This is a genomic window from Ruegeria sp. CF2, from assembly GCF_056537385.1.
Genome location: NZ_JBQFRL010000001.1, coordinates 1,370,580 through 1,393,932, shown reverse-complemented (window position 1 = coordinate 1,393,932; position 23,353 = coordinate 1,370,580). Strand labels below are relative to the sequence as shown.

The window sequence follows — 23,353 nt, the reverse complement described above, 5'->3', positions numbered from 1 at the left end:
AAGACCACGACATATGGCGGTACGCCGCGAAAGCGGCACATCAGGATGAGGGCAGACGGTGGTATCCCGGGCACAGAAACGGCCGGCATTATCCCTGAATCGGTGGCGTAAGTCCCGGAAACTGCGCAATTTCGGCACCTTGGGGCTGGTTGTGTTGGGGCCGGTCCTGACCCTTGCGACCTACCTTGTAATCGGGCCGTTTGACCTGGGTGCGAATGCCCCCACGCTTCGGCTGATTCTGCTGGCAGACCTTGTCTACATTCTGGTCGTGGCGGCCCTGGTTCTGGGGCAGTTGGGCAATCTTATTGCGGCGCGCCGGGCCAAATCGGCGGGCTCTCGCCTACACCTGAGGCTGATCGGTGCGTTCACGCTGTTGGCGCTGGTGCCCACGGTGACGGTTGCGATTTTTGCCGGTCTGACCGTGAATATCGGGCTTGAGGGATGGTTCTCGGACAGGGTCAGGCAGGTGGTCGGATCTTCGCTGACGGCCGCCGAGGCCTATGAACAAGAGCACGAACAGGGTCTGACGCAGGATGCCACGGTTCTTGCGCGGTTTCTTGACAATGCACGCAAGCTGGACTTCTACATCTCGGACGCCGAGCTGCGCGAGGTGCTGGCCCAGGGGCAGGCACAGATTCAGCGCGGACTGCGCGAAGCCTACGTGATTGACGGCAGTGGTGAAATCCGGGCCCGCGGAGACAGGTCTTATCTGTTCAACTACGAACCGCCGAAACCCGAGCAGTTGGAGCAGGCCCGAGAAGAGGGTCTGTTGATCATCGCGGACTGGCCCAACAACGAATTTCGCGCTCTGGTGCCGCTGCGCGCCTATCTGGACCGATACCTGTATGTCAGTCGCGCCGTAGATGGCCAGTTGTTGACCCTTTTGGATGACACCAAGGAAACCGCGCAGTTCTATCAACAGTTGGAAAACGAACGGGGCAGGGTGCTGTTCGAGTTCGGGCTGCTGTATCTGGGGTTCGCGGTAATCCTCATCTTGGCGGCCGTTTCCTTGGGCATGTGGTTCGCCGAGCGGCTCTCGCGCCCGGTTGGTCGTCTGACCACCGCCGCGCAGCGGGTCGGGGCCGGTGATCTGGACGTGCAGGTCATCGAAGAGGCCAGCGACGACGAAATCGCCATGCTGGGGCGGTATTTCAACCAGATGACCCGGCAATTGAAGGTGCAGCGGGGTACGCTGCTGGAAAACACCCGCCAGATCGAAAGCCGCCGCCGGCTGTTCGACTCCGTGCTCAGCTCGGTGACTTCGGGCGTGGTCGGGGTGGATCCGGATGGTCAGGTGACATTCGTCAACCGCTCGGCCGAGCGCTTGCTTGACTGGAAAGGCCATGAACAACAACTGGCTATCGGCATCGCCGTGCCCGAGTTCCTGCCTTTGTTCGAAGCGCTGAAAGAAGGCAGCCAGGAAGCAATTCAGGACGAAATCAAGGTCACCCGCAAGGGACAGTTGGAAAACCTGCTGGTCCGGATGGCGACCCGACGCGGCGAGGACGGCAGGCTGGAAGGTTACGTGGTCGCCTTTGACGACGTTACCGATCTGGTCAGTGCCCAGCGGATGGCGGCCTGGGGTGATGTGGCACGCCGCATCGCGCATGAGATCAAGAACCCGCTGACCCCCATTCAGCTGAGCGCCGAACGCATCCGGCGGAAGTTTGCGCGGAAGCTGGATGAAGAGGACAGCGCCAGCCTTGAGTCCATGACCGACGTGATCGTTCGCCAGACCAACGATCTGCGCCGGATCGTCGACGAATTCTCGAAGTTCGCGCGCATGCCCGAGCCCGACCAGCACGAGGAAGACATCGCGGGCTTGGTGCGTGAGGCGGTTCTGCTGCAGCAGGCCGGTCAGCCAGACGTTCAGATCGATGCGGAGATCCCGGACCAGCCAGTATTGGCTGATGTGGACGCGACGATGTTGAACCAAGCGCTCACGAATCTTATCAAGAACGCCGGCGAAGCGATCGAAACCCTGAAAAAGAAAGGTCCGCCCGACAACCTCAGCCCGCAGATCAAGGTGCGCCTGTCCACGGATGACGACGGAACACTGATCACCATCGCGGACAACGGCATCGGGCTGCCGGAAGACCGGGCACGGCTGTTCGAGCCCTATGTGACGACGCGCGACGAAGGGACTGGCCTGGGCCTGCCCATCGTCAAGAAAATTATTGAAGAACACGGCGGTACGCTGACCCTCGAGGATGCGCCCGTGTTCGACGGACAGGACCATTTTGGCGCAATGGCCGTGATCCGGTTGCCGAAGGCCAATACGGCCCCGGTCGCAGCGCCGCAGAAGCAGGCAATTAAATCCAAGACACTGAAAGCAGGCCAAAGATGAGCGACATTCTGATCGTAGATGACGAGCGCGATATTCGCGAACTGGTGTCCGACATTCTGGAGGACGAAGGATATTCCACCCGGCTGGCCGGCAACTCGGACGAGTGCATGGCTGCGATCAACGCGGAACCACCCGGGCTGTTGATCCTGGACATCTGGCTCAAGGACAGCCGCATGGATGGGATCGACATTCTGAAGGCGGTCAAACGCGACAATCCGGATGTTCCGGTGGTGATCATATCGGGGCACGGAAATATCGAAATCGCCGTCGCTGCGATCAAGCAGGGGGCATATGATTTTATCGAAAAACCCTTCAACATCGATCAGTTGATGGTGGTGATCCGCCGCGCGATGGAAACGTCGCGCCTTCGTCGCGAGAATGCCTCGCTCAAGCGCAAGGAAGTCAGCAATTCCGATATGATCGGCAAGTCGGCTGCGTTCCGCGCGATGCTGAGCCAGTTGGACAAGGTGACCAAATCCAACGGTCGGGTCATGCTGCGCGGTCCCGCCGGATCGGGCAAGGAAATCGCCGCGCGCTACATTCATGCGCACTCGAACCGGGCGAACGCGCCCTTTGTCACGGTCAACTGCGCCGGCGTCGAACCCGAGCGCATGGAAGAAGTTCTGTTCGGCCGTGAATCCGCCGAACGCGGCGTTGAATCCGGTCTGCTCGAACAGGCCCATGGCGGTGTGGTCTATTTCGACGAGGTCGCCGACATGCCGTTGGGCACGCAGTCCAAGATCTTGCGCGTTCTCGTTGATCAGCAGTTTCAGCGGGTGGGTGGCTCGGACAACGTCCGTGTCGATCTGCGTGTGATCTCTTCCACCAACCGCGACCTTGAAACCGAGATTGCCGCGGACCGGTTCCGCGAAGAGCTGTATCACCGTCTCAACGTCGTCCCGATCGCGGTGCCGTCTTTGGAAGAACGGCGCGAAGATATTCCTGTCCTAGCCAAGCATTTCATCGAGATGTGCAACGAAACCCAGGGCCTCCCCGTGCGCGAGTTGTCGGAAGAGGCCGTCGCTCTGCTGCAGACCATGAGTTGGCCCGGCAACGTGCGCCAGTTGAAGAACCTGGTCGAGCGGGTCTTGATCCTTGGTGATGGCACCGGACCGATCGAAGCGCGGGAATTGCCGAATGAGGAGGAAAAGGCCGACGATTCCGGCCGGGTCGTGCTGTCGGGCGCTCTGGCAACGCTGCCACTGCGCGAGGCACGAGAGGCGTTCGAGCGTGAGTATCTGCTGACCCAGATCAATCGCTTTGGCGGCAATATCAGCCGCACGGCCAGTTTCGTTGGAATGGAACGCAGCGCCTTGCACCGCAAGCTGAAATCGTTGGGTGTAGTCACGTCGAACAAGTCGGGCGCGCGGGTGGCGCAACTGGACGAGCCTGAACCGGCGGAATAGGGGCCGGCCATACCGGCAGGACAACGGGAGGCGCCCGGCCATGACGCTATCGATGATCCAGAAGGGATTTCCCGCCTTTGGTCGTCGTCTCAAACGGCTTCGGCGGGCCACCGGGATGAAGCAGGCGGCGCTTGCACATGTGATGCGGGTCGATCAGGCCACGGTGTCGCGCTGGGAAAACGGGGTCCAGACCCCAAGCCCTGAACAACAAGCCGCGGTTTTCGCGGCGCTTTCGGATCACCGCGCCGACGATGCAGCACTGAAGCGGCTTGTCGGCACTTCGCAAGCCTGTCTGCATCTGGTGGACGAAGCGAGCCATGTTTGTCTGGCCTATTCACCCAGCCGCGCACGGGATTGGTCAGCGAGCCAGCACTCGTTGTTGGGGGTGTCGCTGTGGCAGTTTGCGACCGACGAGATCCGCCAGGCCGAAATGGAGCTGACGGACGAGGGTTGGTGGGACCTTCAGGTGCCAAATCCCAAAGCTTTCATCACTTCTCAGGCCGTGCACGACCAGATCACCATCAGCGCAGGCCAAATCGTATGGGAGCGACTGTATCTGGCCGATGGAACCCCAGTGCGCCTTGTCAGCGGCACGCGCGAACGCGCCGCATAATATATGCGTTCACCTCGCCGGAGGCCGAGGGTAGAACGCGGGTGTGACTCAATCTTTTCGCATATTCCTGCAGGTGATCCTGTTATGGGTGGCTGGACTGAGCGCGGCCACGCAGTTCGCCAAGATCGCCGTTGCCTTCGACGCGGTCGGTGCATTGTACCCAGGCTATGGGGATTCGATCGGCTGGTTGTTGTCGATCATCAGTTTGATGGGCGCCGTGCTGGGGGCCATGTCAGGCGCCATTACCGCGCAGTTAGGACCGGTCCGCCTGCTGGTGTTCGGTTTGCTTCTGGGCGGCGTTGTATCGGTCTTCCAGTCCACCATTCCTGGTTTTCACGTGATGCTGGGCAGCCGGATCATTGAGGGCGTTTCGCATCTGGCGATCGTGGTTGCCGCTCCGACGCTGATCGCACAGATCACACGCGGAGCCGCGCGCAATGCCGCCATGGTGTTGTGGAGTTCGTTCTTTGGAGTTGCCTTTGCGCTGAACGCTTGGTTCGGTCTGCCGATAATCCAGCGTTTTGGATTGGCGGATTACTTCATGGGCCACGGGTTCCTGATGGCGCTGATTGCAGGACTGGTCGCCGTGTTTCCGCCAAAGGTTCCGCCCATCGCGACGGAACGGCAGGGGTGGGGGCTGGGATCCATCCTGCAGACGCATCTTGAAACCTACCGCTCGTCCCGCATGGCAGCACCGGCGATCGGATGGTTCTTCTACACACTGACCTTCGTGTCGTTGCTGGCGATCCTGCCCGGCCGTATGCCCGAAGATCAGTCGGTTCTTGTGGCCAGCCTGATGCCGCTGGCAGGTATCGTGCTGTCGTGGATCGCGGTACCCGTGCTCTTGACGTTCCTGACCGCGGTCACGGTTGTAAATCTTGGTTTTGCGGCCGGGATGGTTGCCCTTGCCCTGCTGTTTTTCGGAGCGCCTCTGCCCGTTGTCGGCATTGCGCTGTTTGCGGTGTTGGGCCTGGTGCAGGGCGGTAGTTTCGCGGCGGTTCCTCAACTGAATGGCTCGGCCCGGGATCAGGCGCTGAGCTACGGGGCGATGGCGCAGATGGGAAATGCGGGCAACCTGCTGGGCACACCTGTTCTGCTTGCAATCCTTTGGCGCGCTGGAGAAGGCTCGATGTTCGTGGCTGTACTTGTATTTTATGCAGCCGCCATCGCAGCACATCTGTTCCTGTCACTCCGCCGGCGATCGTCACCCGACGATCTGGGCTGAGGTCAGTCGGTCAGCCCGGCAACCCCGGCGTGATGATCTGGAATGACCCGTCGTCGAATTTGACGAAACAAGAGGCCGTGCCCAATGGTGGCAGGACGGTTGTTCGGGTCGGCGGAACGCCCGATTTGACCGACTGTTTGCAGGGCGGCAGGCTGATGGGGCGGTATCCCTTCTTGGCCATGCACTGCGCCTCGACCGTGTTTCGCAGCCCCTGATTTACATCTACGGTGTAAACGCGGCCCGGCTCCCACCATCCTCCGGTGCGGTAGCATCGCCCGCGCCCGTCGCAATAGGTGCGGCCCGGCCAATAGGTGGGGGGGCTTTGGCGCACCTGGTTTGCAACCGGTGCATCCTTCAGCGCCTGCACTTGGCATTCGGTCGTTTCGGCCTGCATCCGCGAGACGCTTTCGCCTTCGCGATAATACATAGACAACGGCCCGCATCCGGCCAGCAGGGCAAGGGGAACAAGCAATCTAAGCACTGTTTTCATTCGCTTATCTTGCATCACACAGGCCGTCATGACAATTCGATTGACCGCTCTGTGGGCATCTGTCATTCAAAACGCTCAGGCAGAAAGGCCAAAGGCATGAAGGTCATCATTTGTGGCGCCGGCCAGGTGGGCTGGCAGATTGCTCGGCACCTTTCGGGCGAGTTGAATGACGTCACCGTTGTGGACAACAACCCTGACCTGGTACGCCGGGCGACCGAGACGCTGGACGTTCAGGGCATCGCCGGCTTTGCCAGCTATCCCGACGTGCTCGAGCGGGCCGGAGCCCGTGACGCCGACATGATCATCGCCGCGACCCATTCTGACGAGGTGAACATGGTCACCTGCCAGATGGCGCACTCGGTGTTCTCGATCCAGCGCAAGATCGCGCGGTTGCGGTCGAAATCCTACCTCGAAGCGATCCATCGCGACCTGTACCGCCGCGACCATCTTCCGATCGACGTGGTGATCAGCCCCGAACGTGAAGTGGCCGCCGCAGCCATGCGCCGCCTGTCGGCGCCTGCGGCTTTTGACACGGAACTGTTCATGGATGGCAAGGCGCAGCTTCTGGGCATTCGGATTGCCGAGGATTGCCCGATCGTCAACACGCCTCTGCGCCAGCTGACCGACCTGTTTTCAACGCTCAGCGCCATTGTGGTGGGTATTCGCCGCGACGGAACGCTGTTTGCGCCGGAATCCGAGGACCAATTGTTCGTCGGTGACGAATGCTATGTATTTACCAGCGTCCAGGACGTTGATCGTACGATGGAAGTCTTTGGTAAGTCACAGAAAAAGCAGGATCGCGTGGTCATTGTAGGTGGCGGAAACGTCGGCCTTGAAGTCGCCCGGACACTGGAAGAGCGCGAGGGCCGCATCCGAGCAAAGGTTATCGAACGTGACCGGCGCTGTGCGGAACTGGCCGCCGAGTCGCTGGAGCGTACGATCGTTCTGAACGGCGATGGTCTGGATTCCGCGCTGTTGAGCGAAGCGGGGATCGAGCGCGCGGACGCGATGCTGGCCGTCACCGATGACGACCGGACCAACATGCTGGCTGCCGTGCGCGCCAAGGCCGAAGGTTGCCCGCTGGCGATTGCGTTGATCAACGACCCCAGCATGGTGGCCCTGATGGGGCCGTTGGGGATTGACGCCTATATCAACCCGCGGGCCACGACCGTCAGTTCGATCCTGCGCCATATCCGGCATGGCCGGGTGCGACAGGTCTATTCGATCGGTGATGCCGAGGCCGAAGTGATCGAGGCCGAAGTGCTATCAACCTCGCCAATGGCCGGGCAGAAACTGCGCGACATCGACTTTCCCGAAGGCGTCTTGGTCGGCGCGGTGCGCAAGGGCGACGAGGTCCTGCGGCCTACTGGCAGTCTGCGGATTGACGAAAAGGACGTGGTTGCGATTTTCGCAATGGCCAATGATGTACCCGAGGTCGAACGCCTGATGCAGGTTTCGATCGACTTTTTCTGATGGCTGTCGCCCGCGCACCCAGAATCAGCGTTATTCGGCGGCTGCCGCTGTTTCTGTTGATCACGGCGGTTGTGTCCCTGGCCATGTGGATCCCGGCAATCTACGCCCTTGCCTTGGATGACCACCCCACGTCGCGGTCTTTCTTTTATTCGGGTTTGGTTGGGCTGTTCCTGGTCACGATCGTTGGCCTGGCGACGGCCAGCCGGCAACCGCGGCGTGGGACCTTGGGACAGTTGGCTGTCCTACTGGGCTCGCTGACGGTATTGCCGCTGTTTCTGGCCGTTCCTGTCCATGACGCGTTGGGGAACACGACCTTTCTGAACGCCTATTTTGACATGGTCAGCGCCATCACCACCACCGGAGCGGACCTGTTTCCCGACCCCGAGCGCCTGTCGGCGCCGGTTCACCTGTGGCGGGCGCTCGTCGGCTGGATGGGTGGGCTGCTGATGTGGATCTCGGCAGCTGCGATCCTGGCGCCACTGTCGTTGGGCGGGTTCGAGATTACCGCGCGCGGGCAGCCGGGCCGCCCGGTTTCTGGCGTAGCCCAGAGCGAAAAGGTCGACCCGCGGGGGCGACTGCTCCGTGTGACGGCGACACTGACGCCGGTTTACGCCAGCCTCACAGCGGTAATCTGGGTCTTGCTGTTGATCGCCGGAGAAAAGGGCCTGACGGCCATCTGCCACGCAATGTCGGTGATGGCCACGTCCGGCATATCGCCAGTGGGCGGGTTGGAAGGGTCCACCGCCGGGATCACCGGCGAGGCCATCCTGTTTCTGTTCCTGTTCTTTGCCTTGTCCCGCCTGACATTCTCAAAGGACACCGCAACAACCGGCTATTCCCGGCTGGACCACGATCCGGAATTTCGGATCGGCCTGATGATCGTCGTCGGCGTGGCGGCATTGTTGGTCTTCCGAGTGCTGGCCGGCGTTGCCGAGATCGGCGGGCAAGTGACGGGCCTGCAAACGCTGAACGTCATCTGGGGCATGTTGTTCACGGTGATGTCGTTCCTGACGACGGCCGGGTTCGAAAGCGCTTATTGGAACGATGCGCAACAGTTGTCTGGCCTGGGAACACCGGGGCTTGTGTTGATGGGGCTTGCGCTTATCGGGGGCGGGGTCGCCACCACCGCCGGCGGGGTCAAGCTGTTGCGGGTCTATGCTTTGTACCTGAATGGCGCGCGTGAACTGGACAGGCTGATCCACCCGTCATCGGTCAGCGGGGCGGGCGGTGGCAACCGCCGCATCCAAAGCCAGGGCGCGTTCATCGCGTGGGTCTTTCTGATGATGTTCGCGCTGACGCTCGCGTTGCTTGATGTCGTTCTGGCCGCCGAGGGGGTTGGGTTTGAGCGCGCCATGGTGCTGAGCGTCGCGGTGCTGAGCACGACCGGTCCGTTGATCGAACTGGCCACTGATCTGCCGATCCGCCTGATCGATCTGTCGGCCGGGTCCAAGCTGACCATGTGCGCCGGGATGGTGATCGGCCGGCTGGAGACTCTGGCGATCATCGCGTTGATCACTCCGGCCCTGTGGCGGGATTGAACCGCCAATTCGGGCCTTCACGTTACTGCCTGATTTTTCATCTGGAATATCTCTGCGCGTCACTCCATACTCGCGCGGAGGGAGCGCGTTGGTCCGCAGCGCGTAAGCAAGAACAACGGCGAGATAACAAAATATGGCTTCGGACAGACAGAATCTTCAGGATGCCTTCCTGAACAATGTACGGAAAGCAAAGGTTCCCGTTACAATTTTCCTGATCAACGGCGTGAAATTGCAGGGTGTCATCACCTGGTTCGACAATTTCTGCGTATTGTTGCGCCGCGACGGACAGTCGCAGCTTGTCTACAAGCACGCGATCTCGACCATCATGCCGTCGCAGCCGATCAACCTGTATGAGGGCGAAGACGCCTCTTGATGGAACATGACCGGAGGCGCACCCGGGCTTGGGTGCTGCATCCCGATATCAAGTCAGATGACCAGCGCCGCGACCCCGTTCCGGCGCTGGAAGAGGCGGTGGCTCTGGCTGCCGCCTTGCCCGATCTGGATGTGATCGGGTCCGAGATCGTGCGCCTGCCGCGGGCGCAGCCCGGCCTGCTGTTCGGCAGCGGCAAGATCGAGGAACTGGGCGCGCGTTTTGCGGAAAACGAGATCGAGCTGGTTCTGATCGACGGACCGGTTACCCCGGTTCAACAGCGCAATCTGGAGAAGGCGTGGAAGGTCAAGATCCTCGACCGGACGGGGTTGATTCTGGAAATCTTCTCGGACCGCGCCCGCACGCGCGAGGGTGTGCTGCAGGTCGAGATGGCCGCGCTGAGCTATCAGCGGACGCGGCTGGTGCGAGCCTGGACCCACCTGGAACGTCAGCGCGGTGGGCTGGGCTTTGTCGGCGGACCGGGGGAAACCCAGATCGAGGCCGACCGGCGTGCGATCGACGATCAATTGGTGCGCTTGCGTCGCCAGTTGCAGAAGGTCGTGAAGACCCGGACGCTCCACCGAGCCGCGCGGGCCAAGGTGCCCTATCCGATCGTGGCGCTGGTCGGCTATACCAACGCGGGCAAGTCCACGCTGTTCAATCGCCTGACCGGGGCTGAAGTCATGGCCAAGGACATGCTGTTTGCCACGCTGGACCCGACTATGCGCCGGATCGAACTGCCCGACGGACCCGAGGTGATCCTGTCAGACACGGTGGGTTTCATCTCGAACCTGCCGACCGAACTGGTCGCGGCCTTCCGCGCCACGCTCGAAGAGGTTCTGGCCGCCGACCTGATCGTGCATGTGCGCGACATCAGCCATGCCGAGACCGAAGAGCAGGCCGAGGATGTGCGCACGATCATGGCCTCGCTGGGTGTGGACAATACCCGCCCTCAGCTTGAAGTCTGGAACAAGATCGACCTGCTGTCCGATGAGGACCGCGATGCCGTGCAGGCCCGGGCCGAGCGCGATCCGGCGGTGTTCCCGATATCGGCCGTGACCGGCGAGGGGATCGACCCGCTGTTGACCGAGATCGCCACGATCCTGCAGGGCGTGCGCCGGGAAGAGGTTTTGAAGCTGGGCTTTGCCGACGGCGACAAACGCGCCTGGCTGTTCCGTCAGGACGTGGTGCGCGATGAAAAACAGACCGAGGACGGGTTCGAGATCACCGTTCTGTGGACCGACAAGCAGGCCAATCAGTTCGCGGGCCTCTGACGATCAGGCCCCGTCGATCTGGCGCTGATGGTCGTCGGCATCGAACCAGCCCAACGACGACTGGATTTTGTACTCCGCATCCAGCTCCCATTCTTCCCAGCCGCGCGTGATCACCGCATTGCCGGTCTGGGCATGGTGCCCTTCAAGGGTCCAGACGAAAATGGCGTGGGAACCGGCCCATCGCAGCATATCGCAGCGCACTTCAAGATCGGGAAAGTCGGTATGAAACCCGCGCGCCATGTCGGCGATGGCTGCCCGCCCGACAATGGGAGCGCCGCGATTGATCGTGATCTGCCCGTCCGGCGTAAAGAATTCGGCCACGGCATTGGCGTCACCCGAGCTCCAGGCGATGGCATAGTCGCGGGCAAGATTGTTCAGGGTATCGCGCAAACTGGCCATGATTTTCCCCCTCGCGCTGCGGTCCGGGCGCACCGGAATGGTAGGCCAAGCCACGGGGCCACGTCCACGGGGCGACAAAAAAGGGGCGGGGGTCCGCCGAAACCCCGCCTATTGCGGCATCAGACGGGTGGTCCCGACGGCGGCGGCGCGGGCCAGATCCAGATCCAGCGACATTGGAATATACTCACCCCTGCGCCAAAGTTGCGCCTGATCGTCATAGTAGCGCGACAGGAAGTGGCCCGATTGCCCGGTGGCCGTGATGAAGACCGAGCTGTCGGGGTCGGCAAAGTCATAGACTCCGCGATAGCCCGCGCCGTGCACGTTCTGGAACGGGTCCGGCCCTTCGCCCGAGGTGCGTCCGCGCAGCAGGGTGTTGTCGCCGCCGCTGGTCGATTGGCGGATGTTGACGAAATAGCGCAGCACCGGAACCTCGCCCAGCACCGGGTGGTCATGGGTGGCCTGGTGGGCATCGCCCCAGCGCAAGGATTCCAGTTGGCTGCCATAACGTTCGGAGATCCAGACCAGCGCATCGTCCAGGGCCAGCCGGGCCATGTCGGTGCAGGTTTCCACCGGCGCGCTCTGCCGGACGTCGCACCAGGCCGAGGCCCCGTCGATGTCGCGGAAGACGCGTTCGATGAACAGGGGCTCGACATGCTTGAATTCCTTGGCCAGCGGCCCGAGGTCATCGGCGATCAGGCGTTTTTGCAGCGCGCGGACCCAAGCCGCATAGATCAGCGGCTCGGGCAGGTGCTCGTTCATCTCGCCGTTCCATTCGGCCAGCAGGGTCAGGGCGATCTGGCGCTGGCGTTCGGGGGTGCCTTCAGGCGCGGCCTCGCCGGTGAACCACAGGTCGGCCCCAATCAGCGGCAGCAGCGACCGCGCGGTGAAGCTGACCGTGTCCAGCTGCGCCTCGATGAAGCTGTCGCGGGTGTGCACCTCGCGGGATTGCATGAGGAATTCCCAGCGGTGGACGCGCTGCGTATCGCCCCATTCATAGGACACGTGCAGGGGGAAGGGCCGGTCGATGATCTTGTTGTTGGTGTTGCCCAGAACGCCGCCGGCGGGGGCCACGAATTCGGGGTTGTCGGAATAGGGCAGACGCCCCTGCCAGCGGTTTGCCGCGATCCAGCCCGGGGTCGGGATGCGCCCCCGGCTCTGGTTGTTGAGGTCGCGGCTGGGCATGGCGCCGATGAGTTTCATGCCGACGGTCGTCTTGTCGACCACCGACAGGTTTTGCGACGGTGCGATGAACCGCTCGGCAGCTTCAATCGCTTCACGCACGGTATCCGCGCTCATCAGCGCCATCGACGCGCTAATCGAGGTGTCGCGCGGGCTGAGCGCCGTCCAGGACAGCGAGGCGACATGGCCCGGCGGTGTGATGGTTTCCAGGTTGTAATGGGTGCCGGGCAGAACGGGGCCGTTCTCGGTCCAGCGCAGGGTCAGGGTGATCGGGGGGGCGTCCTTGATCTCGATGATTGAGGGGCGCGACTTGAAGGGTTTGAAGCCTTCAGGCGTCAGGTATTCCTCGGGGTTTTCGGGGTTGACCTTCTCGATATGCACGTCCTGATCGTCCAGATAGGACGAGGTCAAGCCCCATCCCAGCCGGTCACTGCGGCCGGACATAACCGCCGGAATGCCGGGGATGGTGGCGCCGATCACGCCGCCCTTGGTCAGTTCAAGACGCGCCAGATACCAGATCCCCGGCGCAGTCAGGCCCAGATGCGGATCGTTGGCCAACAGGGTTCCACCGGTGGCCGAACGCGAAGGAGCCGCAGACCATGCATTCGAGGCACCCGCCAACCCGCGCTGCGGGACCGGGTTCAGCCATGCGGCCGCGGGTTCAGAACTGGCGGCATAGCGGGGCAGGTCGGGAAACAACGCCGCATATTCGGGCAGCGCTGCAATGCCCGCGCCAGGCACGTCGGGCAGAATATCTGACAGCCGCTGCGGATCGTTCAGCATCAACGAGGTGCGCGCCCGCAGCACTTCGTCCTGCAAGTGCCCGGACAGCTGAATCGCCATCAGCTTGATCATGGCTATGCTGTCACCCGGTTGCCAAGGAGCAACCGGTGCGTTGACCAAGAACATTTCGGGCGCGCCGCGGCCCAAGGCGTTTTCGTTGATTTCGTCCAGCCGTGCATTGACACCCGCGGCATAGGCGCGAAGAGCGGCCTTGGTGTAATCGTCCTGAACCTCGAAGGACTGATGCGCCAGCCCGTATAGATCCAGCCGACGCATGAGCTTGTCGATATGCACGGTTCGCTGGCCAAAAACCTCGGACAGGCGCCCCTGCACGGTCCGGCGCATGACTGTCATCTGCCACAACCGGTCCTGGGCATGCGCATAGCCCAGACCGAAGAACACGTCGGGGTCGGTCCGTCCCAGGATGTGAGGCACGTTGGCGGTGTCGCGCACGATCTCGACCGGGGCATTCAGGCCTTTGACCTGCAGCGTTTGATCGTAGTCAGGCAGCGACTGGCTGGCCAGGAAATACACCAGACCGATCGCCGCGAGGGTCAGCAGGACCAGACCCGAGGCGATACGCATCAACCAGCGAAAGACGACACCCATCAGCAGCGCACCATTTGAATTTGCAGATCAGGCGAAGGTTAATTCATGGCTCTGGCGACCGAAAGAGGCCGCGCCGCGGAATCTGCGTCTGAAACGAAAAACTCCGCCACGGCATTGGCCAGTGACGGAGTTTTCTTGAGGGGGGCAGGGGGTCAGGGAATAATGCGCGTGTATTTGATGCCCTCGACCGTCGCGCCCAATTGCAGCCCAGCCTGACCGAAGACCGCCGCCAGCACAGGTTTGCGCAGGGTAGTCAGGTCGGTCGACAACTGGTCCGCCTGGTCGCTGACGACATATCCAATGTCCGCGCCGGCGGTCCATCCGCTTGAGCGGCGGAAATCGTTCAGGGCGTCCTCGGTCATGAAGAACAGGACATGGGCGTATTGCTGGGCGCCAATCTGCAGCCCCGCGGTACCCTTGACGGCCGAGTAGAAGTCGACCGTGGCGCCATTGATGCGCAAGGCGCCTTTTCCGTAGCCACCGCCAAAGACGAACCCCGCCTCGGTGATAAGCGGCATGACCAGCATCCCGTTGGCCTTGTTGGCGATTTCCTGGGTGTTCGGGTAGCGGGTATACATCTCGGTCAGCGTCGCATCGACGCGGGCATCGATCGTTGCCGCGTTCGAGTTTCCGACGCCGTTGCCGCAAGCGGCGGTCAGGGTCAGTCCGGCCATGCCAAAGGCAAAGCCGCGACGGCTCAGTCGTGGTGTGTTGGAACTGCTCATGTTTCTTTTTCTCTGTCGATGTGCCTGAAAAGCCGGGTGGTCCCGGTCTTGTGTGCAAGAATACGCCGAACGGCGTCGGGTGTCACGGGAAAACCGGCAGGCCAAGGCCGGCCGATCGGCGAAAAATCGCGGAGTCCCGTGGGATTAGCCTTGCAGCAGCCGGGCGACCTGCGGTGCGAAATAGGTCAGGATGCCGTCGCAGCCTGCGCGTTTGAAGGCCAGCAGGCTTTCCAGCATCACCTTTTCGCCGTCGATCCACCCGTTCTGCGCCGCGGCCTGGATCATCGCGTATTCACCCGACACCTGATAGGCATAGGTGGGAGCGCCGAACGTGTCTTTGACCCGCCGGCAGATGTCCAGATAGGGCATGCCGGGCTTGATCATCACCATGTCGGCGCCCTCGGTCAGGTCGCGTTCGATCAAGCGCAGCGCCTCGTTCGAGTTGGCCGGGTCCATCTGGTAGGTCTTCTTGTCGCCGGTCAACGCGCCCGAGGCGCCCACCGCATCGCGGAAAGGCCCGTAGAAGGCGCTGGCATATTTCGCCGCGTAGCTGAGGATCATGACGTCGTGATGGCCGGCGGCCTCGAGCGCCCGGCGCATCGCGCCGATCCGGCCGTCCATCATGTCGGACGGGCCGATGATGTCGGCTCCGGCTTCGGCCTGGGCCAGCGTCATCTTGACCAGCGCCTCGACCGTTTCGTCATTCACGATCTTGCCGTCCACCACGTATCCGTCATGGCCGTTGATGTTGTAGGGGTCCAGCGCGACGTCGGTCATCACCGCAATTTCGGGCGCGGCCTGCTTGATCGCGCGGATGGCGCGGTTCGACAGGTTGTCGGGGTTCCACGCCTCGGCGCAATCCTGCGTCTTGAGGCTGGGATCGGTGTAGGGAAACAGGCAGATCGCCGGGATGCCCATGGCCTGCGCCTCGGCTGCGGCCTTGGCGATCAGATCGACCGAGCGGCGCACCACGCCGGGCATCGAGGGCACGGGCTCTTCGATGCCCTCGCCGTCGCGCACGAACACCGGCCAGATCAGGTCATCAACGGTCAGGGTGTTCTCGCGTACCAGGCCCCGGATCGCCTCGGACTGGCGGGCGCGACGAAAGCGGCCGTGGGGGTAGGGGGCGATTGTCGGTTTCATGGCGCGTTCTCCTTGAACATTCGCGCATTGGGTGGCATGAATTTGCACAGGTCTCAAGGGTACCAATAGCCGCGCCGTTGCGATAGAACCGCCTGAGAATTTTGAATTAAAGGACCGAGTTTGGACTGGTACTCCTCGATTTTCGAACTCATCGACATGCGCAGCTTTTCGAATCTGTGGTACTGGATCGCGCTTGCGGTGCTGTGGTCGACAGCCAGCCATTGGGTGATGGGCGTTCCCTATGATCTGGTCGTGCGCGCCCGCCGCGTCGGAGGCCAGGCCGAGACCGACCTGCTGGACATCGTACGGATCAACACCAATCGCATCCTCTACATTGCCGACGTTTCGGGGGTCGTAATCTTGGCGCTGTGCTGTTTCCTGTTTGCGGGGCTGGCGACGCTGGGGTTTTACTATCAGGTCGAGTTCGCCCAGGCGGTGTTCCTGCTGCTATTCCCGATGGTTCTAATTGGCGCAAACAGCCTGCGGGTGGCTCGGAACCTGCGGCGGCAGGAGTTGACCTTTGAAGGTGTTTCCAAGGCGCTGCATCGATGCCGGCTGGCGACCCAGGTCATCGGCATGTTTGCGATACTGGTCACTTCGATGTGGGGCATGTATCAGAACCTTTCACTGGGCGTTCTGGGATAGAAAATTCAGAAAGGCGAGGCGATGAAGGCTCCGAACCACGTGACAGTCGGCGGCGCCCCCGAGGGGTTTGACGCGCAGCTGGTGCTGAACGAGGTTACCCGCTCGGGCGGGCCGGTTGTGCATGTGGCGCGCGACGACAAACGTGCCGAGGCGATGCGCGCGGCGCTGCGTTTCTTTGCACCCGACATGCCGGTGGTCCTGTTTCCCGGCTGGGATTGCCTGCCCTTTGACCGGGTGTCGCCCAACCCCGACATCGCGGCGGCGCGGGTGGCGACCCTGGCGGCGCTGGTGCATCAGATGCCCGAGCGCTTTGTTCTGCTGACCACGCTGAACGCGGCCACCCAGCGCGTGCCGGCGCGCGACGTGCTGCGGCAGGCGGCGTTCACCGCTCGGGTCGGTCAGCGCATCGACGAGGCCGCGCTGCGCGATTTCCTGGTGCGCATGGGGTTCAGCCAAAGCCCCACGGTGATGGAGCCCGGCGACTATGCCGTGCGCGGCGGGATCATCGACATCTTCCCGCCGGGCGAGGCAGGGCCGGTGCGGCTGGACCTGTTCGGAGACGTGCTGGACGGCGCGCGCCGGTTCGATCCGGCCACTCAGCGCACCACCGAAAAGCTTGATCTGGTCGAATTGGCCCCGGTTTCCGAGGTGATCCTGGACGAGGCCGCCATCACCCGGTTCCGTCAGAACTATCGCATCGAATTCGGTGCGGCCGGCACGGATGATCCGCTGTACGAGGCGGTCAGCGCCGGACGTAAGCATCAGGGCATGGAGCACTGGTTGCCCCTGTTCCACGAAAAGCTGGAAACGCTGTTCGACTATCTGCCGGACGCGACGATCACGCTGGACGATCAGGTCACGCCCGCGCGTCTGGCGCGGTGGGACAGCATCGCCGATCAATATGAAACCCGGCGCCTGGCGCTCGAGAACCGCTCGCGCATGGATTCGGTCTATAAGCCTACGCCGCCGAGCCTGCTGTATCTGGACGACGACGCATGGACCCAGGCGGTGGCGCAGCGGCGGGTGCTGCAGTTCAGCCCCCTGCCGCAGGCCAGCGGCCCGGGGGTGATCGACGCGGGCGGTCGGATCGGGCGCAGCTTTGCCCCCGAGCGGCAGCAGGAAAGCATCAGCCTGTTCGGCGCGCTGGCCAGCCACATCAAGAACAAGCTGGAGAAGGGGCCGGTTCTGGTCGCTTCGTACTCCGAGGGCGCGCGCGAACGCCTGACCGGGTTGATCGAGGATGAGGGCCTGGCCGAGGCGATCCCTGTGACCGACGGCTCGCGCATCGGCAAGCGCGGTCTGCACCTGGCAGTCTGGGCGCTGGAGCATGGGTTCGAGACGCCCGACATGACGGTGATCTCGGAGCAGGACGTGCTGGGCGACCGGCTGATCCGCCAGCCCAAGAAACGCCGCAAGGCCGAGAATTTCCTGACCGAGACCCAGTCGCTCAGCCCCGGCGATCTGGTGGTGCATGTCGATCACGGCATCGGCCGGTACATGGGCATGGAGGTCGTGACCGCCCTTGGCGCCGCGCATGAATGCCTGCTGCTGGAATATGCCGAAGGCGCCAAGCTGTACCTTCCGGTCGAAAACATCGAACTGCTGTCGAAATACGGACACGAGGAAGGCTTGCTCGACAAGCTGGGCGGTGGTGCGTGGCAGGCCAAGAAGGCCAAGCTCAAGGAACGCATCCGCGAGATGGCCGACCGGCTGATCCGCATCGCGGCCGAACGCGCCCTGCGCAAGGCCCCGATCATGGACCCGCCGCCCCACGCGTGGGAGGAGTTCAGCGCCCGCTTCCCTTATCAGGAAACCGAGGACCAGCTGCGCGCCATCGCCGACGTGATGGAGGACCTGCACTCGGGCACGCCGATGGATCGCCTGATCTGCGGCGATGTAGGCTTTGGCAAGACCGAGGTTGCCATGCGTGCGGCCTTTGTTGCGGCCATGTCCGGCCTGCAGGTGGCGGTGATTGCTCCCACAACATTGCTGGCGCGTCAGCACGCCGCCAGCTTCAAGGACCGGTTCCGGGGCTTCCCGCTGGAAGTCCGGCAATTGTCACGCTTCGCCTCGGCCAAAGAGGCGCAGCAGACCCGCGAAGGGCTGGCAAAGGGCACGGTCGATATCGTGATCGGCACCCATGCGCTGCTGGCCAAGGGCATCCGGTTCCAGAATCTGGGCCTGCTGATCATCGACGAAGAACAGCATTTCGGCGTGGCCCACAAGGAGCGGCTCAAGCAGTTGCGCTCGGACGTGCATGTGCTGACACTGACCGCAACGCCGATCCCGCGCACCCTGCAACTGAGCCTGACCGGCGTGCGCGACCTGTCGATCATCGGCACGCCGCCCGTCGATCGTCTGGCGATCCGCACCTATGTCAGCGAGTTCGATGCCGTCACCATCCGCGAGGCACTGCTGCGTGAGCACTATCGTGGCGGGCAGAGTTTCTATGTGGTGCCGCGCATCTCGGACCTCCCCGAGATCGAGGAATTCCTGAAGGAACAGCTGCCGGAACTGACCTATGTGGTGGCCCATGGCCAGATGGCCGCGGGCGAGTTGGACGACCGGATGAACGCCTTCTATGACGGCAAGTATGACATCCTGCTGGCCACCACGATCGTGGAAAGCGGTTTGGACATTCCCACCGCGAACACGATGGTCGTTCACCGGGCCGACATGTTCGGGCTGGCGCAGCTCTATCAGATCCGGGGCCGGGTGGGGCGGTCCAAGACCCGCGCCTACGCCTATCTGACCACCAAGCCGCGCGCGCGGTTGACGCCGGCCGCCGAAAAGCGGCTGCGGGTTCTGGGGTCGCTCGATACGCTGGGGGCGGGGTTCACGCTGGCCAGCCAGGACCTGGACATTCGCGGCGCGGGCAACTTGCTGGGCGAGCAACAGTCGGGCCAGATGCGCGACGTGGGCTATGAACTCTACCAGTCGATGCTGGAAGAGGCGATCGGCAAGATCAAGGCCGGTGAGATGGAGGGGCTGAGCGAGGCCGACGACCAGTGGGCGCCGCAGATCAACCTGAGCGTTCCGGTACTGATCCCCGAAGACTATGTGCCTGATCTGGACGTGCGGTTGGGCCTCTACCGCCGCCTGTCGTCGCTGTCGACCAAGGTCGAACTGGAGGGCTTTGCCGCCGAGTTGATCGACCGGTTCGGCCCGCTGCCGAAAGAGGTGAACACCCTGCTTCTGGTGGTGCGGATCAAGGCCATGTGCAAACGCGCCGGCATTGCCAAGCTGGACGGCGGACCGAAGGGGGCTACGATCCAGTTCCACAATGACAAGTTCGCCTCGCCGGAAGGTTTGGTCGAGTTCATCCAGAACCAGCGTGGGCTGGCCAAGGTCAAGGACAACAAGATCGTGGTGCGGCGCGACTGGAAAAAGGACAGCGACAAGATCAAGGGCGCCTTTGCCATTGCCCGCGATCTGGCCGAGAAGGTCGCCGCCGAGAAAAAGAAGAAGGCCAGCGCCTGAGGGCGCGGCCTAGTCCCCGGCCACGAACGTACACAGCTGCCAGTCACCGCTGTCCGACTTCACGAAGGCCGCGCGATAGCCGACCATCGACCACAGGAATTCGGAATAGATATAGCCGCGCGTCCCGTCGGTCAGGATGACGCCCTGATATTCGGCCTCTTCCAGATAGTCCGGCACGATCACCACCTCGTGGCTGATCAGGTCCAGAATGGGCGCGCCGCGGTTTGGGGCCTGGCGCAGGGTGACATCCTGACCGGTCACGAAATAGGCGGTGAACGGATCCAGCTTCGCTGGCAGGGAAAGCCGCCACTGGTGCGGCATCCAGAATTCGCCATCCTCGTCGAAATAGCCGGGCTGGGCCAGCGTGGTCTCGAGGTCGCGCCAGTAGTCCTCGCGGATGGTGGCGGCATGACGGCGGTCGGACTCGGGTAGGCTCTCGGGATCGACCGTCAGATTGGCGCGGAACGTCTCGGGGCCGTCCTCGTCGCCGTGGCTGGTGTAGATCTCGGGGCAGGTGGCGGCCATCACGCCCTCAAGGTCGCGGGCGGCGACCTTTGCGCGCAGGTCCGCACGGAAGGCCTCCAGTGCCGGGTCTTGGCTGGCCTCGTCCACAGGCGGAAAGGTCTGACGGTCGGCCCAGGCGGGACCGCAGCACAGCGCGATCAGCGCAGCGTTCAACAGTTTCATTCAGCGGCTCTCATCGCGGCCTGGGCGCAGAAGCACGAGGCGCCGACGCTGCGGTCGGCCCGCGCCAGGGCCAGGTCAAGTCGTTGTCGGATCAGCTGCAATTCCTCTCGTGCGCCGCGCGCCTTGAGGCAATCGTGCAAGCCCTTGAGGCTCCAGACGTTGTCGGGATGGATCGAGGCGCGGCTGAGGGTGCCGCCCAATCCCAGATCTTCGCGATAGACGGCTTCGGCCTCGGCCACGTGGCCCTGCTCGAACAGCAGCGCCCCCAGCGCGTGGCGGGTGGGCTGCATCCAGCCCCAGGGCTCGTCATAGGGCAGATTGTCGTCCAGCTCGACCGAGCGGCGCAGGTGGGCGAAGGCCGTGTCGAAATTGCCTTTGCGGTACTCGATCTCGCCCCGCAGCATCTCGCGCGCGATCTCCAGCAGGTCGATCACGCGGTTGTTGTGCAGCAGGCGGGTTTCCGGCACGCGGTCTTTGGCGGCGAGGAACAGCAGTTCCTCGGCCTCGGCCTCGGCCACGTCGCCGGTGGCAGCATGGGCGATGGCGCGGGCGTAATGCGTGGCGGCCGTCACCGTCAGATACAGGTCGGGATCGGGGGGCAGGGACAGAGCCTTGGCTTCTTCCCACCGGCCAAAGCGGATCAGGATATGCGGCCCCATGGCCATGTAGCTTTCGAAGTAATCCGCCATCGGCGGGCTTTCGATGCGCAGCATTTCCTCGGGCGTGGTGTCCCACAGGCCCTTGTTGGCGCGCAGGGCGGGCTCCATCTGGCCCAGGAACAACGCGCCATAGATGACGAAGTGGTAATTGTGCTGGCGATAGCCGGTATAGATGTTGAACGCGCCTTCGCGCTGGTAATATTTCAGATCAGCGATGACGGCCTGTTCGTTCCAGTGGACGACGTTCTGGTAGTGGCCGCACAGCACGTCGATATGGGTGGGCATGTGCACCAGATGCCCGGCATCCGGCACCAACGTGCGCAGCACGTCACCGGCCTTCAGCGCCTTTTCCGGCGTGGGCGACATCTCCATCAGATGCACATAGAGGTGCAGCAGACCCGGATGCGACATCGCCGCCGGATCGTTGGTCATGGCCCATTCCAACGCCTCCTGCGCTTCAAGCGTGGCGGCTCCCTCGGCAGGCTGTCCTGTCCTCAGGTCCCACATCTGCCAGGGGGTCAGGTTCAGCAGCGCCTCGACATAGATGGTGCGCAGGTCCAGATGGTCGGGCTGGGCCGCAAAGGCGGCGCGCATGGCGTCGGCGAAGTCGTGGTCCCAGCTGTGCATGTCGGGCGCCGGGTCGCGCTGGGGATAGCGGGCAGGCAGGGCGCGTATCAGTTCGCGTTCGACGGGCGTGCAGCGATCCAGCAGGGCCAGTGCGCACTGGGTTGCGTCATAGGCGCAGTTCAGGGCCTTGGCCTTACCGCGGTCGTCCAGCAGATCCCAGGGCAGGTTGTAGTTGGGCCCGGCAGCATAGGCCACGCCCCAATGGGCCATGGCGCAGTCCGGGTCATGCTCCAGCGCGCGCTGGAAGCACACGACCGCCTCTTCGTGGTTGTAGCCGTAGGTCCAGACAAGGCCCCGGTTGAACCAAAGCTGCGCCTGATCCGAGGACGTTGTGACGGGGCAGCCATGCGTGCCCAGATCGTAATAGTCGCTCATGCCGAACCCTCCCTGACTGGGGTGAGCCTAGCGCAGTTCGGGTGCGCTGCACAGGTCAGGCGGGGACGCGGTCTTCGATCCGGCCCATGTGGACCATAAGTCCGAAGGCCAGCACGCACATGGTCAGGATGCCGATGGTCAACGGCCCCAGCGTACCGTCGAACAGCAGCCCCACCGGTGCGGCGATCGCGGCGGCCAGCACGGTCGAGATCGACCCGATGACCGAGGCCGCCATGCCCGCGATATGGCCCATCGGCTCCATCGCGATGGCATTCAGGTTGCCCATGGTGACCCCGGCCATGAAAAAGACCGTGGTCTGCCAGAACACGAACAGCGCAAACGAGGCCTGCGACGACAGGTTCGACATGTTGAGGGCAATCACCAGAGAGGTGATCAGGATCTGTCCGGCCAGCGCCCAGGTCACCATCCGGCGCATCCCCACGCGCACCACGACGGCCGCGTTCAGCAAGCTGGCCGAGCCGGACATCAGCGCCACGAACCCGAACCAGAAAGGGAAGCTGTCGGCGCGGTCGTGGATCACGTCATAGACCGGCTGCACCATGGTCAGCATGGTGAACAGCATGCCCATGCACAGGGTCTGAACAAAGATCGACAGGCGCACGGTGGGGTGGGCGAACATCTCTTTCACGGCACGGACCATCAGCGGCAGGCGGAACGGGCGGCGATTTTCCGGCGCGAGGGACTCCGGCAGTCGGAACCCCATCCAGACAATGATGACCAGCGCGAACAGGATGAACGACATGAACACGCCGCGCCAACCGGCAAAGGCGATCACGGCGGCTCCGGCCATGGGCGCGATGGCGGGCACCAGGGTGAAGATCATCATCGCGATGGACACGATCCGCGCCATTTCCCGGCCCGAGAACAGATCGCGGATGATCGCCATCGCGACCACGCGGGGCCCGGCGGCCCCCAGTCCCTGAACCACCCGGGCAGCCAGAACCAACTCCAGCGATGAACTGGCCCAGGCCACGGCCGATGCCAGAATATAGACTGCTGCTCCGGCAAAGATCACTGGCCTGCGCCCTACGGCATCCGAGATCGGGCCGGTGAAGAACGTTCCGATCCCCATTCCCAGAACAAAGCTGGTCAGGATCAACTGCGCCCGGTTCACGTCATCAGGGCTGAGCTGCGCGCCGATCTCGGGCAGGGCAGGCAGCATTGAATCAATCGAAAATGCGATCGTGGCAAACATCATCGCGATCAGCGCGATGAATTCGGCCTTGGAAATACGGTCAGCCATGCGGGGACTCCTTGCCCAAACGCGCTAACACGACAGGGCAAG

General features: G+C 63.0%; 18 protein-coding genes. 10 read left to right on the top strand and 8 right to left on the bottom strand.

What is annotated here, in order from left to right:
- The first annotated feature begins 58 nt into the window (after window positions 1–58).
- The 4 genes from ACR0IR_RS06880 to ACR0IR_RS06865 are packed head-to-tail and all read left to right on the top strand — an operon-like array spanning window position 59 to window position 5,591.
- Complete coding sequence (locus ACR0IR_RS06880; RefSeq protein WP_170363348.1) at window positions 59–2,347, top strand: sensor histidine kinase NtrY-like; 2,289 nt, start codon at window positions 59–61, stop codon at window positions 2,345–2,347.
- Window positions 2,344–3,753: a nitrogen assimilation response regulator NtrX gene (gene ntrX / locus ACR0IR_RS06875; protein ID WP_170338876.1), complete on the top strand. Its 1,410-nt coding sequence runs from the start codon at window positions 2,344–2,346 to the stop codon at window positions 3,751–3,753. The genes ACR0IR_RS06880 and ntrX overlap by 4 nt, the downstream gene beginning before the upstream one ends.
- Before the next feature lie 40 nt (window positions 3,754–3,793).
- Entirely contained in the window at window positions 3,794–4,366 is a 573-nt protein-coding gene (locus tag ACR0IR_RS06870; protein WP_254441518.1) for a helix-turn-helix domain-containing protein, read from the top strand.
- 43 nt (window positions 4,367–4,409) lie between these two features.
- Entirely contained in the window at window positions 4,410–5,591 is a 1,182-nt protein-coding gene (locus ACR0IR_RS06865) for an MFS transporter (RefSeq protein WP_170363349.1), read from the top strand.
- 10 nt (window positions 5,592–5,601) lie between these two features.
- Here the strand turns inward: ACR0IR_RS06865 and ACR0IR_RS06860 are convergent, their stop codons facing one another.
- Window positions 5,602–6,081 (bottom strand): hypothetical protein, encoded by a 480-nt coding sequence (locus tag ACR0IR_RS06860; RefSeq protein WP_093962235.1) that lies wholly within the window; start codon window positions 6,079–6,081, stop codon window positions 5,602–5,604.
- Window positions 6,082–6,177: 96 nt separating this feature from the next.
- On the opposite strand from ACR0IR_RS06860, the gene trkA reads away from it, so the two are divergent.
- The 4 genes from trkA to hflX all read left to right on the top strand — a co-directional run bounded on the left by trkA (window position 6,178) and on the right by hflX (window position 10,736).
- Window positions 6,178–7,554: a Trk system potassium transporter TrkA gene (gene trkA, locus ACR0IR_RS06855; RefSeq protein ID WP_093962234.1), complete on the top strand. Its 1,377-nt coding sequence runs from the start codon at window positions 6,178–6,180 to the stop codon at window positions 7,552–7,554.
- Entirely contained in the window at window positions 7,554–9,092 is a 1,539-nt protein-coding gene (locus ACR0IR_RS06850) for a TrkH family potassium uptake protein (RefSeq protein ID WP_170363350.1), read from the top strand. Before trkA ends, ACR0IR_RS06850 begins: the two co-directional genes overlap by 1 nt.
- A gap of 133 nt (window positions 9,093–9,225) precedes the next feature.
- Entirely contained in the window at window positions 9,226–9,465 is a 240-nt protein-coding gene (hfq, locus tag ACR0IR_RS06845) for an RNA chaperone Hfq (protein ID WP_005982826.1), read from the top strand.
- Window positions 9,465–10,736, top strand: coding sequence for a GTPase HflX (gene hflX / locus ACR0IR_RS06840; protein ID WP_093962232.1), 1,272 nt, complete (start codon window positions 9,465–9,467; stop codon window positions 10,734–10,736). The genes hfq and hflX overlap by 1 nt, the downstream gene beginning before the upstream one ends.
- 3 nt (window positions 10,737–10,739) lie before the next feature.
- Here hflX and ACR0IR_RS06835 read toward each other — a convergent pair whose 3' ends face one another.
- The 4 genes from ACR0IR_RS06835 to hemB form a co-directional block, all read right to left on the bottom strand.
- Entirely contained in the window at window positions 10,740–11,135 is a 396-nt protein-coding gene (locus ACR0IR_RS06835) for a nuclear transport factor 2 family protein (RefSeq protein ID WP_170363351.1), read from the bottom strand.
- Between the two features lie 108 nt (window positions 11,136–11,243).
- On the bottom strand, window positions 11,244–13,706 hold the full coding sequence (locus ACR0IR_RS06830) for a penicillin acylase family protein (RefSeq protein WP_170363352.1): 2,463 nt from the start codon (window positions 13,704–13,706) through the stop codon (window positions 11,244–11,246).
- A 152-nt stretch (window positions 13,707–13,858) separates the two neighbouring features.
- Window positions 13,859–14,431, bottom strand: coding sequence for a lipid-binding SYLF domain-containing protein (locus ACR0IR_RS06825; protein ID WP_170363353.1), 573 nt, complete (start codon window positions 14,429–14,431; stop codon window positions 13,859–13,861).
- Window positions 14,432–14,575: 144 nt separating this feature from the next.
- Entirely contained in the window at window positions 14,576–15,574 is a 999-nt protein-coding gene (gene hemB / locus ACR0IR_RS06820; RefSeq protein ID WP_170363354.1) for a porphobilinogen synthase, read from the bottom strand.
- A gap of 120 nt (window positions 15,575–15,694) precedes the next feature.
- Here hemB and ACR0IR_RS06815 point away from each other — a divergent pair, with 120 nt between their 5' ends.
- Together ACR0IR_RS06815 and mfd are read left to right on the top strand one after the other, a co-directional pair.
- The gene (locus ACR0IR_RS06815) at window positions 15,695–16,219 is read left to right on the top strand and encodes a component of SufBCD complex (protein WP_170363355.1); all 525 of its coding nucleotides are present in this window, start codon (window positions 15,695–15,697) and stop codon (window positions 16,217–16,219) included.
- Between the two features lie 21 nt (window positions 16,220–16,240).
- Window positions 16,241–19,699, top strand: coding sequence for a transcription-repair coupling factor (mfd, locus tag ACR0IR_RS06810; protein ID WP_170363356.1), 3,459 nt, complete (start codon window positions 16,241–16,243; stop codon window positions 19,697–19,699).
- 9 nt (window positions 19,700–19,708) lie between these two features.
- Here mfd and ACR0IR_RS06805 read toward each other — a convergent pair whose 3' ends face one another.
- From ACR0IR_RS06805 to ACR0IR_RS06795, 3 genes are read right to left on the bottom strand one after another with little or no spacing between them, the layout of a single operon-like run.
- The gene (locus ACR0IR_RS06805) at window positions 19,709–20,386 is read right to left on the bottom strand and encodes an SH3 domain-containing protein (protein ID WP_170363357.1); all 678 of its coding nucleotides are present in this window, start codon (window positions 20,384–20,386) and stop codon (window positions 19,709–19,711) included.
- Window positions 20,383–22,047, bottom strand: coding sequence for a tetratricopeptide repeat protein (locus tag ACR0IR_RS06800; RefSeq protein WP_170363358.1), 1,665 nt, complete (start codon window positions 22,045–22,047; stop codon window positions 20,383–20,385). Before ACR0IR_RS06800 ends, ACR0IR_RS06805 begins: the two co-directional genes overlap by 4 nt.
- Window positions 22,048–22,102: 55 nt before the next feature.
- Entirely contained in the window at window positions 22,103–23,311 is a 1,209-nt protein-coding gene (locus ACR0IR_RS06795; RefSeq protein WP_170363359.1) for a multidrug effflux MFS transporter, read from the bottom strand.
- Between the last annotated feature and the right edge of the window lie 42 nt (window positions 23,312–23,353).

Excerpts from the sequence above, each read along its gene's own strand:
- ntrX (WP_170338876.1), top strand. The coding sequence starts at position 2,344 with ATGAGCGACATTCTGATCGTAGATGACGAGCGCGATATTCGCGAACTG.
- ACR0IR_RS06870 (WP_254441518.1), top strand. The coding sequence starts at position 3,794 with ATGACGCTATCGATGATCCAGAAGGGATTTCCCGCCTTTGGTCGTCGT.
- ACR0IR_RS06860 (WP_093962235.1), bottom strand. The coding sequence starts at position 6,081 with ATGAAAACAGTGCTTAGATTGCTTGTTCCCCTTGCCCTGCTGGCCGGA.
- trkA (WP_093962234.1), top strand. The coding sequence starts at position 6,178 with ATGAAGGTCATCATTTGTGGCGCCGGCCAGGTGGGCTGGCAGATTGCT.
- ACR0IR_RS06850 (WP_170363350.1), top strand. The coding sequence starts at position 7,554 with ATGGCTGTCGCCCGCGCACCCAGAATCAGCGTTATTCGGCGGCTGCCG.
- hfq (WP_005982826.1), top strand. The coding sequence starts at position 9,226 with ATGGCTTCGGACAGACAGAATCTTCAGGATGCCTTCCTGAACAATGTA.
- hflX (WP_093962232.1), top strand. The coding sequence starts at position 9,465 with ATGGAACATGACCGGAGGCGCACCCGGGCTTGGGTGCTGCATCCCGAT.
- ACR0IR_RS06835 (WP_170363351.1), bottom strand. The coding sequence starts at position 11,135 with ATGGCCAGTTTGCGCGATACCCTGAACAATCTTGCCCGCGACTATGCC.
- ACR0IR_RS06830 (WP_170363352.1), bottom strand. The coding sequence starts at position 13,706 with ATGGGTGTCGTCTTTCGCTGGTTGATGCGTATCGCCTCGGGTCTGGTC.
- ACR0IR_RS06825 (WP_170363353.1), bottom strand. The coding sequence starts at position 14,431 with ATGAGCAGTTCCAACACACCACGACTGAGCCGTCGCGGCTTTGCCTTT.
- hemB (WP_170363354.1), bottom strand. The coding sequence starts at position 15,574 with ATGAAACCGACAATCGCCCCCTACCCCCACGGCCGCTTTCGTCGCGCC.
- mfd (WP_170363356.1), top strand. The coding sequence starts at position 16,241 with ATGAAGGCTCCGAACCACGTGACAGTCGGCGGCGCCCCCGAGGGGTTT.
- ACR0IR_RS06805 (WP_170363357.1), bottom strand. The coding sequence starts at position 20,386 with ATGAAACTGTTGAACGCTGCGCTGATCGCGCTGTGCTGCGGTCCCGCC.
- ACR0IR_RS06800 (WP_170363358.1), bottom strand. The coding sequence starts at position 22,047 with ATGAGCGACTATTACGATCTGGGCACGCATGGCTGCCCCGTCACAACG.
- ACR0IR_RS06795 (WP_170363359.1), bottom strand. The coding sequence starts at position 23,311 with ATGGCTGACCGTATTTCCAAGGCCGAATTCATCGCGCTGATCGCGATG.